Source organism: Nocardiopsis baichengensis YIM 90130, assembly GCF_000341205.1.
Lineage (GTDB): Bacteria > Actinomycetota > Actinomycetes > Streptosporangiales > Streptosporangiaceae > Nocardiopsis_A > Nocardiopsis_A halophila.
Genome location: NZ_ANAS01000039.1, coordinates 40711 through 57430 on the forward strand (window position 1 = coordinate 40711; position 16720 = coordinate 57430).

Sequence of the window (16720 nt, forward strand, 5' to 3'; positions counted from 1 at the left end):
TGGGCAGGACCGTGCCCGTCCCGCTCAGGGGACGGCGGGGCCGCTGAGGCCGGACCCGGGGCGGAGGCGTGTCCCGCCCGGCCGCCGCGGAGGTGTGCCGCGGCGTGGCAGGGTACGGCTCCGACCGTGGGACCTTCGGCCGTGGGAGGCCGTGCCCCGGGTAGGAGAGGCTTTCCGCCGGGCACGATGAGCAGGATGAGGCCGGGGTGCACGAGGTGCCGGGGCATGAGCGTCGGGGCCACTGCCTCCGCCGACGGGGCGCCGGTATAGGGTCGCCTGATGTGTCCGGAACACCCCGGTTTCTCCCGGGGATGGTGTGAACAGGGGAATGAGGTGAACAGCCCCGGTGGCGGTGGACGCCCGACACGGCGGCGAGGTCGATCTTCGGCACCACGGTGACGCCGAGACCGGCCCCGGACTCGCCGATTTCGCGGTGAACGTGCGGAGCGGGGCCCCGCCCGCCTGGCTGGCCGAGCGCATCGCCGCCTCCCTCACCGGCCTGGCGGCCTACCCCGATCCGGACCCCGCCCGCGAGGCCGTCGCCCGCAGGCACCGCCGCGACCCCGCAGAGGTGCTGCTCACCGCCGGGGCCGCCGAGGCCTTCGTGCTGCTGGCCCGGGCCCTGAAGCCCCGCCGGGCCGCCGTGGTCCACCCCCAGTTCACCGAGCCCGAGGCCGCGCTGCGCGCCGCCGGGCACCCCGTCGACCGGGTCGTCCTCGACCCCGCCGAGGGCTTCGCCCTCGACCCCGCACGGGTCCCCGACGACGCCGACCTGGTGGTCCTGGGCAACCCCACCAACCCCACCTCCCTGCTGCACCCCGCGCGCACCGTCGCCGCCCTGGCCCGCCCCGGCCGGGTGCTCGTCGTGGACGAGGCCTTCGCCGACTGCGTGCCGGGCGAACCCGAATCCCTGGCCGGCCGCCGCGACCTGCCCGGCCTGGTCGTGGTGCGCAGCCTGACCAAGACCTGGGGCCTGGCCGGACTGCGCGCCGGCTACCTGCTGTCCGACCCCGCCACGGTGCGCCTGCTGGGCGGGGCCCAGCCGCTGTGGTCGGTCTCCACCCCGGCCCTGGCCGCCACCGAGGCCTGCTGCTCGACCCGGGCGCTGGCCGAGGCCGAGGCCTGGGCCCGCGAGCTGACCGAGCACCGCGCGATGTTCGCCGAGGCGCTCACCGGCGCCGGCGTGCACGTGCTGCCCGGTGCCGCGGCCTCCTTCCTGCTGGTCCGCGCCGAGGACGGGGCGGGGCTGCGGGAGCGGCTGCGCGAGCGCGGGATCGCCGTCCGGCGCTGCGACACCTTCCCGGGCCTGGACGCCGACTGGCTGCGCATCGCCGTGCGGGAACCGCGGACCTCGCTCCCGATGGCCCGGATTCTGGCAGAGTTGCTCTGAGCCGAATGAGGACATTGGTCGCGGAGTGTCCGGAACGGCGGAGGCGCGTCGCCGGTCCGGCACCGCACCGCCGACGGGGGACCCGAGGGGGAGACCACGTGCCCGACCACCGTGTGCCGACCGGCCCCGTGCCGACCGCACCGCACCGATACCCACACCGGCCCTGCGGAGGGACGCCATGACCGGTAACGACGACCGCTCTCCGGCCGACCGGGGAGCCGAGGACGAGCCCGGCCGCGGAGGCGGCGGGCTGCTGGACGACCTTCCCGAGGCGGGCCGCGGGGGCACGGCCCGGGCGCCGTCGGCCCCCGACCCCGCGCCGCAGCGGGCCAACCCCTTCCACGCGCCCTCGCCCCCGCCGCGCAGGTCGGCGGCGGCCAAGCCCAACGTCATCCCGTTCCGCGGCGCGCCGCCGGCCCCCGAGCCCGCGCGCCCTGAACCGGAACCGGAGCCTGAACCGGCGCCCCCGGCGCCCGCCCCGGCCCCCGAGCCCGCACGGGCCGAGCCCGCGCGCCCCGAACCGGAACCGGCGCCTCCCGCGCCCGAGGCCGCCCCGGCGGCGGCGCCCGCTCCGGCGGCGCCCGCGGCGCCCGCGCCCGCCCCCGGGTACGGGCCCGCCACAGAACAGCCTGACCAGCACGAGGACACCTCCCGAGAGAGCACTGCGAACCCAGACGTGAACGCACACGCTTACGCGGTCCCCGAGCCCGAGCCCTCCGACGGCGCCCCGCGCGGCACCGACCGGTCGGCCGCGGCCCCCGGACCCGCCCTCGCCCCGCAGCCCGCCGCCGACCCCGCCGCGTCCCCGGACCCGGCGCCCGCCCCGGCGGAGCCGTCCGCGCCCGCGTCGGCGCCCGACGAGAACGCCTACAGCGCCGCCGATCGCGACGCCGTCTACCGGGCCATCGCCGAGCGCCGCGACGTGCGCACCGGCTTCCGCCCCGACCCCGTGCCCGACGAGGTGCTCACGCGCGTGCTGTCCGCAGCGCACCAGGCCCCTTCCGTCGGCTTCTCCCAGCCCTGGGACTTCGTCCTGGTGGAGGACGGGGACGTGCGCGCCCGCGTGCAGGAGCTGGTGCAGCAGCAGCGGGCCGAGTACGCCCGCGCCCTGCCCGGGGCCCGGGCGCGCGCCTTCTCCGGGCTCAAGGTCGAGGCCATCCTGGACACCCCGGTGAACGTGGTCATCACGGTCGACCCGACCCGCGGCGGCCGCCACACCCTGGGCCGCCACGCCCAGCCGCAGACCGCCTCCTACTCCACCGCGCTCGCGGTGGAGAACCTGTGGCTGGCCGCCCGCGCGGAGGGGCTGGGCGTCGGCTGGGTGAGCTTCTTCCACGAGCGCGACCTGGCAGCCCTGCTCGACCTGCCGCCGCACCTGGAGGTCGTGGCCTACCTGTGCGTCGGCTACGTCGACGACTTCCCGCCCGAGCCGGAACTGGCCCTCGGCGGCTGGGCCAAGCGCCGCCCGCTGTCCTGGGCCGTCCACCACGAGCAGTACGGGCGCCGGGGCCTGCCGGGGGAGAAGGCGACGAGTTTGCTGGACGAGACCATCGCCACGATCGGCCCGCTGGACACGCGCGCCACGGCCGAGGCCGAGGACCGCCAGCGGCGCATGACCAAGCCCGCCGGCGCGCTCGGCGTGCTGGAGGAGGTGTCGGTGCGCCTGGCCGGGCTGGCGGGGGAGTGCCCGCCGCCGCTCCCGGAGCCGGCCGCGGTGGCGATCTTCGCCGGCGACCACGGCGTGCACGCCCAGGGCGTGACCGCTTGGCCCCAGGAGGTCACCGCGCAGATGGTGCACAACTTCCTGGAGGGCGGCGCGGTCGCCAACGCCTTCGCCGCGCAGGTGGGCGCCGAGGTGACGGTCGTGGACGTGGGCGTGGTCGGCGACCTTCCCACCGTGCCGGGGCTGCTGCCGCGCAAGGTCGCCCGGGGGACCGCGGACATGACCCGGGCCCCGGCCATGTCGCGCACCCAGGCCGAGTACGCGATCGAGGCGGGCATCGAGGTGGCGCGCGACCTGGCCACGGCCGGGAACCGCTGCCTGATCACCGGCGACATGGGCATCGCGAACACCACCGCCTCGGCGGCGCTGATCGCGGCCTTCACCGGCGCCGACCCGGCCGAGGTGACGGGGACCGGCACCGGCATCGACGAGGCCATGCACGAGCGCAAGGTCCAGGCGGTCCGGCGGGCGCTGGAGCTGCACCGGGTCGACCCCGCCGACCCGGTGGGGGTGCTCGCCGCGGTCGGCGGGCTTGAGCACGCGGCGCTGGCGGGGTTCGTCCTGGGCGCGGCGGCGCTGCGGGTACCGGTCGTGCTCGACGGTGTGATCGCGGGCGCGGCGTCGCTGGCCGCAACGGCGTTGGCTCCGGACGCGGCGGCGGCCTGCTTCGCGGGGCACCGGTCGGCCGAGCCGGGGCACGCTGCGGTGCTGGAGTACACCGGCCTGCGCCCGCTGGTCGACCTCGACCTGCGCCTGGGCGAGGGGTCCGGGGCGCTGCTGGCCCTGCCCCTGCTCCAGGCCTCCGCGCGGGCCCTCCGAGACGTGGCGACCTTCGAGGACGCCGGCGTCACCGAGCGCTGAGGCACCGCCCCACGACTGCCGGACCAGCCCTGCCGGGGCCGCACGAGCGGCCCCGGCAGGCGTCGTAAACGGCCTCCGGCCGTCCCGCCCGCGCGGCCCGGAACGTGGCCGGGCAGGAGCACATGCACGCCGACACCGTCACCGACTCCATGCGGCCGGATTCATCTGGATGGATTCGGAAGAGCGCCGAGGCATGGAGGATGATTCCGGTGAGTGGCCTGTTCCCGAGGGACGGTGAAGGAGTAGCGAATGCGGAAGGTAGTCGGTTGACCACGCAAACCCCTGCTGAGGGGGCGGTTTTCGATAAAGAAATGGTAACGCCCTGAGTCCTCGCAGGTGAGCAAGTGCAAGCCCCACGCACGTGGGGATGGACCGGACATCTACCGCGGCTTCGCCTTCGCCCCGGGGCAAGCCCCACGCACGTGGGGATGGACCGGGGCGACCGCTCGGGTTTGGCGACTGTGGGCGGCAAGCCCCACGCACGTGGGGATGGACCGCTGAGCGTGTACCGGTCGGCGGGGATCACGATGCAAGCCCCACGCACGTGGGGATGGACCGCTGCGGACGAACTTCTGCGCGTTCGGCGCGAGGCAAGCCCCACGCACGTGGGGATGGACCGGCGAACTGCGCATCGAGCAGCAGTACGTCGAGGCGAGCCCCACGCACGTGGGGATGGACCGTGGGACGGCGACGACGCCCGCCGAGAAGGCCGGCGAGCCCCACGCACGTGGGGATGGACCGGGGTCGTCAAGATCTCCGGCGACTTCGTGGGCGCGAGCCCCACGCACGTGGGGATGGACCGCTCCTCCCAGCGCACGTCGCGGCACAGCGGGAGCGAGCCTCACGCACGTGGGGATGGACCGTCGGCCCACCCGGCCAGGCGCCCCAGCACCGCGCGAGCCCCACGCACGTGGGGATGGACCGGCAGGCGCGCCTGCCCCCGTCCGGGCCTGCAGGCGAGCCCCACGCACGTGGGGATGGACCGGTCCTGGAGACCCCCACCACCCGCCCCGCCCAGCGAGCCCCACGCACGTGGGGATGGACCGGGAACCCGCCCCATGTGTGCGCCCCCTCGACCGCGAGCCCCACGCACGTGGGGATGGACCGGAGAACCCCCCGTGGCCGACGACAAGAACACCCGCGATCCCCACGCACGTGGGGATGGACCGCGGGTCGTGTGCCTGTGGCTGGGATGTCATCGTCCCTGGTCCTGAGGGGTGGGCGAGGGGATAGCGGGGGCTCCGTGCGGTCGGCGGCGTGTTCCGGAGCCTCGTTCCTGCTCGCCGGTGTGATGTCCCCCCGCGAGGAAGGAGTGTCCCGAGAGGTGTATATACAGTGAGGCAGGGCATGGGACGCGTCGAATCGGTCGGAAACGTGAACCCGGAACCGGTTTGGCACGGTATTTTCGGGACACTGACGCAGGGCGTCCTCCGGTGAGCGTCTCCTCGGCCGCCACCGCCGGTGCGCCGTGCGCCCGACCGGCGCGGCAGGCGCCCGCCCGCCGCGGTCCCGCGACGACGGATCTGGAGGGCTTCCTCGGTGACGTATCTGCTCGGTTTGCGCATGGAAGGGCGGACGGCGCTCGTCGTCGGCGGCGGGCGTGTCGCCCAGCGCCGCGTGCCGGTGCTCCTGGAGGCCGGCGCCGAGGTGGTGCTCGTCGCCCCTGAGGCCACCGCCACCCTCGAAGGCCTCGCCTCCGCCGGCCGGATCACCTGGCACCGGCGCGCCTACCGGGACGGCGACGTGACCGACCCCGCCAACGGCGACGTCCGCCTGGTGCACGCCGCCACCGACAGCCCCGAGGTGAACGCCGCCGTCGCCGAGGAGGCCGACCGCGCCCGCCAGTGGTGCGTGCGCGCCGATGACCGGCACGCCTCCTCCGCCTGGACCCCCGCCAGCGGCTCGGCCGCCGGCGCCACCGTCGGCGTGGTCGCCGACGGCGACCCCCGCCGCGCCGCCGGGCTGCGCGACGCCGTGGTGGAGGGCCTGGGCGACGGCAGCCTGGACGCCCGCCGCGGCCGCTCCCCGCTGCGCGGGGTGGCCCTGGTCGGCGGCGGCCCCGGCGACCCCGGGCTGATCACCGTCCGCGGCCGCCAGCTGCTCTCCCAGGCCGACGTGGTCGTCGTCGACCGCCTGGCCCCCATGTCCCTGCTCGACCGGCTCCCCGCCGACGTCGAGATCGTCGACGCCGCCAAGATCCCCTACGGCCGCTCCATGACCCAGGAGGACATCAACACCCTGCTGGTCGAGCGCGCCAAGGAGGGGCGGTTCGTGGTGCGCCTCAAGGGCGGCGACCCCTTCGTCTTCGGCCGCGGCGGCGAGGAGGCCGCCGCCTGCGCCGCCGCCGGGGTCCCGGTCACCGTGGTGCCCGGCGTGACCAGCGCCCTGGCCGCCCCGGCCAGCGTCGGCGTGCCCGCCACCCACCGAGGCGTCTCCCAGGAGGTGCACGTGGTCTCGGCGCACGTGCCGCCCGAGGACGAGCGCTCCACCGTCGACTGGGACGCCCTGGCCCGCTCCAACGGGACCATCGTCGTCCTGATGGGCGTCGAGCGGGCGGAGGCCGTGGCCGAGGCCCTGGTCCGGCACGGCCGCGCGCCCTCCACCCCGGTCGCCGCCGTGGAGGACGCGACCCTTCCCACCCAGCGGGTCACCGCCGCCACCCTGGAGACCGCGGGGCCGGTCCTGCGCGAGGCCGGGGTCCGCCCGCCGGCGGTTCTCGTGATCGGTGAAGTGGTCGACGCGGCCCGGGAACTTGACATACTGCACTGGGGGGCGGGGGAACCCGCGGGGCGCGCGGGATCGGACCCCGCCGCGGGCGACCTCCGGTGACGACCACGGGCTCCGGGCCCCAGGGCCCGGGATCCGCGACCTGGACCGACGACGAGAGGGGCGGAAGCGCGATGTCTCGGCCGCCTGCAGTTCCGGACGTGGCCGGCGCCGACGACGGGTTCGGCGGCGCCGGGCCGGAGCCCGGTTCCGCCCTGGCCGCCTCCCCGGGGCCGACCGCGGCCGGGCCCGCGCGGGACGGAGGTCCGGGGCGGGCCAAGCACCGCGGAAGGGGTACCGGCGACACCCGCTTCGAGGCGGTGCTGGAGAACCTGCGCACCCGGATCCGCGGCCTGGAGTTCGCCGAGGACCTGCCCGGCGCGGCCGAGGGCGCCTCGGCCCGCGCCGACGTGCTGCACCAGCTGGAGGACTTCGTGCTGCCGCGGGTGCGGCGCCCCGACACCCCGCTGCTCATCGCCGTGGCCGGGTCGACCGGCGCGGGAAAGTCCACCCTGGTCAACAGTCTGGTCGGGGAGCAGGTCACCACCACCGGGGTGCGCCGGCCCACCACCAACAGCCCGGTGCTGGCCTGCCACCCCGACGACGTCGACTGGTTCAGCGAGGCCTCCTTCCTGCCGACCCTGCCCCGGGTGCGCCAGCAGGGCTTGGCCATGCCCGGCAAGGACGGGATGCTGGTGCTGGCGGCCAGCGAGTCCATGCCCAAGGGCGTCGCGCTGCTGGACACCCCCGACGTGGACTCGGCGGTGGCCGCGCACCACGAGTTCGCCGCCAAGTTCCTCGACGCCGCCGACCTGTGGGTGTTCGTCACCACCAGCCGCCGCTACGCCGACGCCCGGGTGTGGGAGTTCCTGCAGGTGGCCCGGGACCGCGACACCTCCATGGCGGTGGTGCTCTCCCGGGTGCCCGCGCGTGGGCGACAGCAGCTGCTGGACCACTTCGGCGCCATGCTGGAGGCCAACGGCCTGGGCGGGGCGTCCCGGTTCACCATCCCCGAGACCGACCAGATCGAGGGCGAGCGCTTCACCTCCAACGTGGCCGACCCGATCCGCTTCTACCTGGCCGACGTGGCCGGGGACCTGAGCGAGCGCGCCCGGGTGTCGCGGCGCACCTTCATCGGCGTGATCGACAGCTTCCGCAACCGGGTGCCCGAGCTCGCCCGCCAGGTCGAGGTGCAGGTGGAGGTCGGCCAGGGCCTGGAGGCCTCGGTGCGCTCGGCCTACGGAGAGGCCGCCGACGAGATCTCCGAGGCCCTCGAGGACGGTTCGCTCCTGCGCGGCAACCTGCTGGCGCGCTGGCAGGACATCGCCGCCAGCGGCGAGCTGATGCGCACCCTGCGGCTGCGCGGGAAGCGCAAGGCGAAGGCCGCCGAGGCCGCGGCACCGCGCGTGGAGGCGCTCCAGGAGGCGGTCCGCGGCGCCTTGGAGGCGCTGGTGGTGGCCGCCGCCCAGCGCGCGTCCGACCGGGTCGCGGAGTCCTGGGCGCAGGTGCCCGGAGGGGCGCGGCTGGCCGAGGCCTGCGAAGGGGAGGGCGCCGACGGCTTCCCCGCGCGGGTGCGCACGGCCGTCGCCGAGTGGCAGGACACCGTCGCCTCGATGATCACCGCCGACGGGGCCACCAAGCGCAGCGTCGCCAAGTTCGTCACCTTCGACAAGGAGGCGTTCACTCTGGTGCTGATCGTCGAGTTGCTGGGCTACCCGCGGCTCGACGAGGCCAGGCGCGGTTCGGGCCCCTCGCCGCAACGGCTGCTGAAAGGGCTCTTCGGAGCGGAATCGCTGCGTAGCATAGGTGTCGCGGCCCGGGACGACCTGCGAGGGCGGATCGGCGGGCTGCTGAGCACCGAGAAGGCGCGTTTCACCGACGCGCTCTCGGCGGCCGGCCTGCCCGGCGAGGACGACGCCGTCCAGCTCTACCAAGCCACGTACAACCTTGAGATTGCGCGATGACCACTCACCGGAACCCCGCCCAGGCGGATGAGGAGCCGCAGGCGCCCGCGGACCGCGAGCGCCCCTCCGGCCCGGGCGCGGGCGAATGGACCGGGTACGTCGTACCGGCCGGCGGCGACGCCGGCTGGCTGCACTCGGCCCCGTCCCGCTCGGCGGAGCCCGAGGGCGATGCGTGGCCGCCGTCGCGGCCGGAGTCCGGGCCGCAGAGCGCCTACCCGTCGCTGCGCCGTGCCGTCGACGAGCGCTCCGGTGACGGCGGGCGGGACGAGGGCCCCGTCGGCGCCGCGGCAGGGGCGGACGCGGACGGCCCCGGGGAGGAGGCGCCCGCGGAGGCGGAGCAGCCGCCGGAGCACGTGGACCACGGTGCCGACTCGGGCTCCTACCCGTCGCTGCGCAGGGCCGTGGACCGGTTCGACGAGGGCGGTGGCGGGCCCGCCGGCGCTTTCGCGCCGCACCGGGCCGCGGCCGGCGGGGGACCGGCCGACGAGGGACGTGAGAGCGGTGCCGCCCCGGAGGCCGGGGAGGGCGCGGAAGGCGGCGGCGCGCCGGCCCCCGGCCGGGACCGGGAGGAGGAGCGGCGCGATCGCCCCTCGCGCGGCCGCCACGCCGCCCCGCGCCGCAGGCGGTCCGAGGCCGAAGGGGCGCAGCCCGCGGCCGAGGGCGCCCCGCAGGGAGGGGCCGAGGCGGGCGACGGTGCCGAGCAGGCGGACGCCGCGCGCGGCGAGGGCGACTTCGACGACCCCGACGGCCTCGCTGGCTGGGTGGGGAGCCTGGCCGAGGCGGTCGACGCCGACGCCGACACGCGCATCGCCGGGCGCAGGCCCACCGGCTCGTTCCCGGCCGTCGACCCGGAGACGGGCAGGCCCCAAGTCGAGCAGGAGGCGGACCAGGCCCGGCGTTCCGGCGCGGACGACACGGACGGTACGGGCGACACAGGCGTTACGGGCGAGACGAGCGGCGCAGAGGGCGCGGGCGGCGCCGATGCGGCCGACCGCGGCGAGGAGCCCGCCGCCCGCGACACGGCCCCCGGCGGCCGCCCCGAGGACGCGGAACCGGCCGGGTCCCCGGTCGCGGGCGCGCAGGAGCGAGGGACCGCCGAGGAGCCCCCCGCCCCTGCGGCGGAGGTGGACGAGCCCGTCGAGTCTGTCGAGCCCGTCGAATCCGTCGAGGGCGCGGAGAGCGTCGGGGCCCCCGACGCCCCCGAGGCGCCCCTCGCCGATGCGGCGCACGACGACCGGGCCGATGAGGAGCCCGCCCGGTGGGACGAGGCGGACCAGGAGCCCGCCCCCGCCCCGGTCTCGGCGTTCGCCGACGATGACGACGATTACGTGCCCACCACGCGCGAGTACTGGCAGCCGATGCCGGAGACCACGCGCGAGCAGCTCATCGAGCGCCTCGACGGCCTCGCCACGGTGCTGGAGATCGGCGGGGACGACCTGGGCGCCGAGGAGGCCGCCCGGGCCCGCCACCTGCTCAACCACGCCGGCGGGCGGCTGCGGCTGTCGGCGGCGCACACCGTGGTCGCGCTGGCCGGCGGCACCGGAAGCGGCAAGTCGTCGCTGTTCAACGCGCTGTGCGGGCTGGAGTTCTCGCGCGTGGGCATCACCCGGCCCACCACCTCCAGCGCGCACGCCTGCGTCTGGGGCAACGAGGGCGCCGACGAGCTGCTGGGGTGGCTGGGGGTGCCGCCGCGGCACCGCCACTCGCGCACCAGCGAGCTGGACCGGGACGACTCGGAGCTGTCCGGGCTGATCCTGCTGGACCTGCCCGACCACGACTCGGTGCGGGCGATGCACACCGCCGAGGCCGACCGCCTGATCGGCGCGGCGGACCTGCTGGTGTGGGTGCTCGACCCGCAGAAGTACGCCGACGCGGCGGTGCACCACCGGTACCTGGCCGAGATGTCGGGGTACGGGGCGGTGACCGTGGCCGTGCTCAACCAGGTCGACCGGGTGGAGCCCGACGAGCTGGAGGAGCTCCTGACCGACCTGCGCCGCCTGCTGGAGACCGAGTCGGGGGTGCACCCGCGGGTGCTGACCACCTCGACCCTGACCGGGCAGGGCATCCGCGAGCTGCGGGACCTGCTGACCGAGACGGTGGTCGGGCGCCGCGCGCTGATCGACCGGCTGGTGGCCGACCTGGACGGGGTCGCGGGCAGGTTCGAGCGCTACCGCGGGCCGGAGGGCCCCGCGCCGCAGGGCGTTCCGGACAAGGACCGGGCGCGGCTGGTGGGCCGGCTGATGGAGGCGTGCGGGGCGGCGGCGCTGGCGGACTCGGTGGAGACCGCCTACGAGCTGCACGGGGCGCGCCGGGTCGGCTGGCCGGTCACCCGGTGGCTGGGGCGGCTGCGCCGCGACCCGGTGCGGCTGGCGCGGATGGACTTCCTGCGCGAGACGGAGGGCGAGGTCTCGGCCCGCCCCATCGAGCCGCAGGAGGCCGAGATCGAGCAGGCGGCCGTGGACACGGCCGAGGCCGTGGGGGAGGGCCTTCCGGCGCCGTGGCCCAAGCGCCTGCGCACGGCGGCGCGCGGCGGCGTCGCCGGTCTGGCCGGGCGGCTCGGTACGGCCGTGGCGGGGTCGCTGCCGGAGGGCGTCGACGGTCCGGGCTGGTGGTCGGCGGTGCGCGCGCTGCAGTACACGCTGGTCGCCCTCGCCGGGGCCGGCCTGGCCTGGGCGGCGTTCGTGCTGGTGAGCTGGCTGGGCGGCGGCATCACGGGCCTGGCCGCCCTGGACTCCCCGGTCTTCCTCGGCCTCGCGGCGGCGGTGGCGGTCGCGGCCCTGGCGGTCGGCTGGCTGACCGGTGTGGGGTGCAGGAACCTCGTGGGCGTGGCCGCCTCCAAGCGCCGGGAGACCGTGGAGGCGAGGGCCGAGGAGGTCGTCGCCGAGGCCGCGGTGGAAGGCGTCGTCGCCCCTGTCGAGGAGGAGCTGGCCCGCTACCGCCGGTTCGAGGAGGCCTTGGAAGCGGCTTTGGCGACCAAGTCCGAGTAGCCCCGGGCAGAGGCCATCGGCCCACCGTTCCCCGCATGGGGGCGGTGGGCCTCGTGTTTTCCCCGGTCGATGGGCCCCGCGGCCTCCGCGCGCAGGTCCGTGCACGGCGACTCCGGTCGGCGGGGAGAACGGGCCGCAGACGCGGGGCGGACCGCGCTGCACGAGCGGGCCTCGGTCGAGTCTTTCGGTGGGGCTGTCGCTCCTGAACCGGGCCGCCCGGTTGCGGTGGTGCCGCCGCCGTGTGGTGGAGCTCTCATCGGCTCCTCAGGGGGCATTGGTCCCGTTCGGGGGAAAAGCCCCCTCTTCCCAGGGGGCGGCGGCGCTGAATGTAGGGGTTTCCGCTCGCGTCAACACAAGCGGCGATTATGGTGTCACTGGCTGTAATTCAGGGGCGGGGGCACCCGTCCGCGGTGCGAGTGGTCGGGTGCGATCGGGGGAGGTCGAGGTGGCGGTGGCCGAGCGGTGCGTCGCGCCCAGCGCACGGTCCCTGGTGAAGAAGGTGCGCGGGTGGCCCGTCTTCGGCCAGTCGCCCCCCATGCTGGCCTTCATGGGCGCCGTCTTCCTGGCCGCCGTCGGGGCGCTCGTCCCCGCCGCGGCCGCCGCGCCCCTCCGGCTCCGGGACACGCTCCTGTTCGCGGCCCTGGTCCTGTGCGCGGCCCTGTGCGTGGAGGCGATGCGCCGCCTCGGAACCCCCTCCGGCCTCACCCGGGACCTCTTCGGCGCCTGGTGGATACCGACCCTGCTGCTCCTGCCCCCCGTCTACTCGCTCCTCATCCCCGTCCCCGTCTACCTGCTCATGCAGTTCCGGATACGCCGGACCATGGTGCATCGCAGGGTGTTCAACGCCGCCTCGGTCGCGTTCGCCGGGGCGGCGTCGTCATGGCTCTTCCACGCCGCCGCCGGCATCCCCGCGGGCCAGACCGAGCGGGCCGTCCCCGAGGTCCTCTTCACCCCCTCCGGCGCGCTGCTGGCCTTCGTGTGCTGCGCGCTGTTCACCGTCCTCAACACCGCGATCATCACCGTCGCCGTCCGCCTGAGCGCCCCCGACGCCCCCTGGCGCCGCCTGCTGTGGGACAGGGAGGCGGTCACCGTCGACAGCGTGGAGCTGTGCGTCGGCATCACCGTGGCCATCCTGTCCGGCCTGTCGCTGCTGCTCCTGGCCATCGCCCTCCCGCCGGTGCTGCTGCTCCAGCGCAGCCTGATGTACCAGCAGCTCCAGGAGGCGGCCCGCAACGACCCCAAGACCGGCCTGCTCAACGCCACCACCTGGGAGCGCGAGGCGGGGGCCGTCGTCGGGCAGGCCCGCCGCGACCGGCTGCGCGCGGCCGTGCTCATCATCGACATCGACCACTTCAAACGGGTCAACGACACCTACGGGCACCTGGTGGGGGACCGGATCCTCAACGCCGTGGCGGACGCCCTGCACGGGCAGCTGCGCCCGCGCGACGTCATCGGCCGGTTCGGCGGCGAGGAGTTCGTCGTCCTGCTCCCCGAGACCGACCTGGCCGACGCCTGCAAGGTGGCCGAACGCCTGCGCCGCCGGGTGAGCGTGCTGCGGCCGCAGGTGGACGGGGTCCCGGTCGACGTCACGGTCTCCATCGGGGTGGCCCTGCTCCACGTGCACGGGGACGACCTGGTCGACCTGCTGGCCCTGGCCGACCTGGCGCTGTACCGGGCCAAGGACGCCGGCCGCGACCGGGTGCGCCTGCCGATGACCGGGGAGGGGCTGATCCCCGACCAGCACCGGGCGGACGAGGCCCCGGCGCGCCGGACCGCCCGCGGTTCCTGACCCGGGGCCGGGCGGAGCGCCCGGGGCCACCACGGGCCCGTCGTCCACAGCGCGCTCGTCCACGGGCCGTCGTCCACAGGGCGCGCGCCCGTCCCCGCTCGGCGCGCGCACGCGAGCACAGTGGTGCGCATGAGCTCCGATGACCGCATTCCCCCGTCCGCAGCCACTCCGGACACCGCCCCCGTACTGTCCCTGCGCACCCCCGAGGACGTCCTGCGCGCCGTCCCCGGCCTGGTCGGGCGCCGTCCCGACGACTCCGTGATCGTGCTCGGCCTCACCGGTGCCTCCAACCGGGTGCGCCTGGCACTGTGCGCCCCCGCGGACGAGCCCCGCGACGCCTTCGCCCGCACGGTGGCCGACACGCTCGCCGACGAGGGCTGTTCCGCGGCGCTCGCCGTCGGCTACGGCCCTCCCGAGCGGATCACCCCGCGCATGGACGCCTTGCGGGAGGAGGTCCTGCGCCAGGGCATCCCGCTGCGCGACGCGCTGCGGGTCACCGACGGCCGCTACTGGTCCTACCTGTGCCCCTCGGTCGACTGCTGCCCGGCCGAGGGGGTGCCCTTCCCCGACCCGGCCGCCTCTGCCGCGCCCGCGCTGCGGACACCGTCCGGCGTGCCGGTGCCGCCCGCGCTCGCGGAGGAACGGGAGGCGCCGTCGCCGGGCACGGTGCTCCCCGGGGCCGCCGAGGCCGGCCCCGCCTCCGTTGCGCCGGCCTCCGTCGCCCCCGTGGAAGGCCCCGAGCGCGCGCGGATGGACCGCGCCACCACCGCCGCCGAGGCCCGCTGCGCCCGCATGTGGAGCACGCGCGACCCCGGCGGCCATGCCGCCTTCGCCTCCGCCTTCCGCGCCGAAGGGCTGCGGGAGGTGCGCGCCGCCGTGGCCGGGGCGGTCGCCGGGCGCGCCCCGGAGGGGGCCGACCGGGTGGCCTGGCTGGCCCTGCTCCTGCTGTCGGTGCGGGTGCGCGACGAGGCGTGGGTCCGCATCCGCGCCGACGACGCGGCCCTCCACGCCGACCTGTGGCGCCGCGTGTTCCGCATGGCCGACCCGGCCTACGCGGCCGCCCCGGGGTCCCTGCTGGCCTTCGCGGCCTGGCTCGGCGGCGACGCCGCGCTCGCGGGGGCCGCCCTGGACCGGGTCGCCCGGCTGGCCCCCCGCTATTCGATGGCGGCGCTGATCCGCCAGGCGCTGGCGCACGGGGTGTCCCCGAAGCGGTGGCGGCCGGTCACGCCCGAGTGGCTGGAGCGCAACGCCCCGGCGGAGCCGGGCCCCGCTGCGCCGCCGGCGTCCGGGCCTCCCGCGCCCCAGCGGTCCGTGTTCGGGCCGTCCGAAGGGCCTCGAAAGTCCGCGGAGCCCGAGGGAACCGGGCGGCCCGACGGGCCGCCTGAGGCCCCCGAGGCGGACGGACCGCCGCACTGAACCCGCGAGGGGCCCGATCGCGCTCCGTGCATGTGCCGGGCACATGCGCGAACGCCCTAGGCTGGAGGCATGCCGGAGTACATCTTCACGATGAAAGACGTGCGCAAGGCGCACGGCGACAAAGTCGTCCTGGACAACGTATCGGGCTCCTTCCTTCCCGGAGCCAAGATCGGTGTCGTGGGGCCGAACGGCGCGGGCAAGTCCACCCTGCTGAAGGTGATGGCCGGCCTGGAGCAGCCGTCCAACGGCGAGGCGCGCCTGATGCCCGGGTTCACCGTGGGCCTGCTCGCCCAGGAGCCCGAACTCGACGCGGACAAGACGGTCCTGGAGAACGTCGAGGAGGGCGTCGCCGAGACCAAGGCGATGATGCAGCGCTTCAACGAGGTCGCCGAGAAGATGGCGACCGACTACTCCGACGAGCTCCTCGAAGAGATGGGCAAGCTCCAGGAGGCGCTGGACCACCGCAACGCGTGGGACCTGGACAGCCAGCTCGCCCAGGCCATGGACGCCCTGCGCTGCCCCGCGGGCGACGCCTCGATCAGCCAGCTCTCCGGCGGTGAGAAGCGCCGCGTGGCGCTGTGCAAGCTCCTCCTGGAGCAGCCCGACCTGCTGCTTCTCGACGAGCCCACCAACCACCTGGACGCCGAGAGCGTGCAGTGGCTGGAGCAGCACCTGGCGAACTACCCCGGCACCATCGTCGCCATCACCCACGACCGGTACTTCCTCGACCACGTCGCCACGTGGATCCTGGAGCTGGACCGCGGCCGCTTCTACCCCTACGAGGGCAACTACACCACCTACCTCGACAACAAGGCCGCCCGCCTCAAGGTCGAGGGCCAGAAGGACGCCAAGCAGGCCAAGCGGATCTCCGACGAGCTGGAGTGGGTGCGCTCCAACTCCAAGGCGCGCCAGACCAAGAGCAAGGCCCGTCTGCAGCGCTACGAGGAGATGGCCACCGAGGCCGCCAAGACGCGCAAGCTGGACTTCGAGGAGATCCAGATCCCGCCGGGGCCGCGCCTGGGCAGCTCCGTGGTCGAGGTCAAGAACCTCACCAAGGGCTTCGACGACCGCGTCCTCATCGAGGACCTGACCTTCTCGCTGCCGCCCAACGGCATCGTCGGCGTCATCGGCCCCAACGGGGTCGGCAAGACCACCCTGTTCAAGATGATCGTCGGCGAGGAGCAGCCGGACTCCGGCAGCATCTCGGTCGGCGACACCGTCAAGGTGTCCTACGTCGACCAGTACCGGGGCCGGATCGACGACACCAAGAACGTGTGGGAGACGGTGTCCGACGGTGAGGCCTTCATCCAGGTCGGCAACGTCGAGATCCCCAGCCGCGCCTACGTGGCCGCGTTCGGCTTCAAGGGGTCGGACCAGCAGAAGCCGTCCGGGGTGCTGTCCGGCGGTGAGCGCAACCGGGTGAACCTGGCGCTCACCCTGAAGCAGGGCGGCAACCTGCTGCTGCTGGACGAGCCCACCAACGACCTGGACGTGGAGACGCTGGGGTCGCTGGAGAACGCGCTGCTGGACTTCCCCGGCTGCGCCGTCATCACCTCCCACGACCGCTGGTTCCTCGACCGCGTCGCCACCCACATCCTGGCCTGGGAGGGCGGCTCGGACTGGTTCTGGTTCGAGGGCAACTTCGAGTCCTACGAGAAGAACAAGATCGAGCGCTTGGGGGCGGACGCGGCCCGGCCGCACGCCGTCACCCACCGCAAGCTCACCCGCGGCTGAGCACGAGCGCGAACGGTCCGGCATACGCGCGGCGGGCACCCTGCGGGGTGCCCGCCGCGTGCCGTTCGCGGGCACGCGGCCGTTCCTTTC

The 16720-nt window shown here is 75.6% G+C and carries 8 protein-coding genes and 1 CRISPR repeat array; all 8 genes read left to right on the top strand.

Annotated elements, in window-relative coordinates; all coding sequences use genetic code 11:
* Positions 1 to 346 precede the first annotated feature (346 nt).
* Positions 347 to 1390: an Rv2231c family histidinol phosphate aminotransferase CobC gene (gene cobC / locus C892_RS0125965; RefSeq protein WP_017559603.1), complete on the top strand. Its 1044-nt coding sequence runs from the start codon at positions 347 to 349 to the stop codon at positions 1388 to 1390.
* 178 nt (positions 1391 to 1568) lie between these two features.
* Entirely contained in the window at positions 1569 to 3974 is a 2406-nt protein-coding gene (cobT, locus tag C892_RS0125970) for a nicotinate-nucleotide--dimethylbenzimidazole phosphoribosyltransferase (protein WP_017559604.1), read from the top strand.
* A 346-nt stretch (positions 3975 to 4320) separates the two neighbouring features.
* Positions 4321 to 5144: direct repeats of the CRISPR family, unit length 30 nt; unit sequence GCGAGCCCCACGCACGTGGGGATGGACCGG.
* Between the two features lie 393 nt (positions 5145 to 5537).
* Positions 5538 to 6803: a uroporphyrinogen-III C-methyltransferase gene (gene cobA, locus C892_RS29620; protein WP_017559605.1), complete on the top strand. Its 1266-nt coding sequence runs from the start codon at positions 5538 to 5540 to the stop codon at positions 6801 to 6803.
* A gap of 71 nt (positions 6804 to 6874) precedes the next feature.
* On the top strand, positions 6875 to 8704 hold the full coding sequence (locus tag C892_RS0125980; protein ID WP_026124645.1) for a dynamin family protein: 1830 nt from the start codon (positions 6875 to 6877) through the stop codon (positions 8702 to 8704).
* Positions 8701 to 11691 (top strand): GTPase, encoded by a 2991-nt coding sequence (locus C892_RS32675; protein WP_017559607.1) that lies wholly within the window; start codon positions 8701 to 8703, stop codon positions 11689 to 11691. Before C892_RS0125980 ends, C892_RS32675 begins: the two co-directional genes overlap by 4 nt.
* Positions 11692 to 12136: 445 nt before the next feature.
* Complete coding sequence (locus C892_RS0125990) at positions 12137 to 13480, top strand: GGDEF domain-containing protein (protein WP_026124646.1); 1344 nt, start codon at positions 12137 to 12139, stop codon at positions 13478 to 13480.
* A 129-nt stretch (positions 13481 to 13609) separates the two neighbouring features.
* The gene (locus C892_RS29625) at positions 13610 to 14896 is read left to right on the top strand and encodes a DUF4192 domain-containing protein (RefSeq protein ID WP_152513476.1); all 1287 of its coding nucleotides are present in this window, start codon (positions 13610 to 13612) and stop codon (positions 14894 to 14896) included.
* 69 nt (positions 14897 to 14965) lie between these two features.
* The gene (ettA, locus tag C892_RS0126000; RefSeq protein WP_017559610.1) at positions 14966 to 16630 is read left to right on the top strand and encodes an energy-dependent translational throttle protein EttA; all 1665 of its coding nucleotides are present in this window, start codon (positions 14966 to 14968) and stop codon (positions 16628 to 16630) included.
* Positions 16631 to 16720: the final 90 nt, after the last annotated feature.

Excerpts from the sequence above, each read along its gene's own strand:
- cobT (WP_017559604.1), top strand. The coding sequence starts at position 1,569 with ATGACCGGTAACGACGACCGCTCTCCGGCCGACCGGGGAGCCGAGGAC.
- cobA (WP_017559605.1), top strand. The coding sequence starts at position 5,538 with ATGGAAGGGCGGACGGCGCTCGTCGTCGGCGGCGGGCGTGTCGCCCAG.
- C892_RS0125980 (WP_026124645.1), top strand. The coding sequence starts at position 6,875 with ATGTCTCGGCCGCCTGCAGTTCCGGACGTGGCCGGCGCCGACGACGGG.
- C892_RS32675 (WP_017559607.1), top strand. The coding sequence starts at position 8,701 with ATGACCACTCACCGGAACCCCGCCCAGGCGGATGAGGAGCCGCAGGCG.
- C892_RS29625 (WP_152513476.1), top strand. The coding sequence starts at position 13,610 with ATGAGCTCCGATGACCGCATTCCCCCGTCCGCAGCCACTCCGGACACC.
- ettA (WP_017559610.1), top strand. The coding sequence starts at position 14,966 with ATGCCGGAGTACATCTTCACGATGAAAGACGTGCGCAAGGCGCACGGC.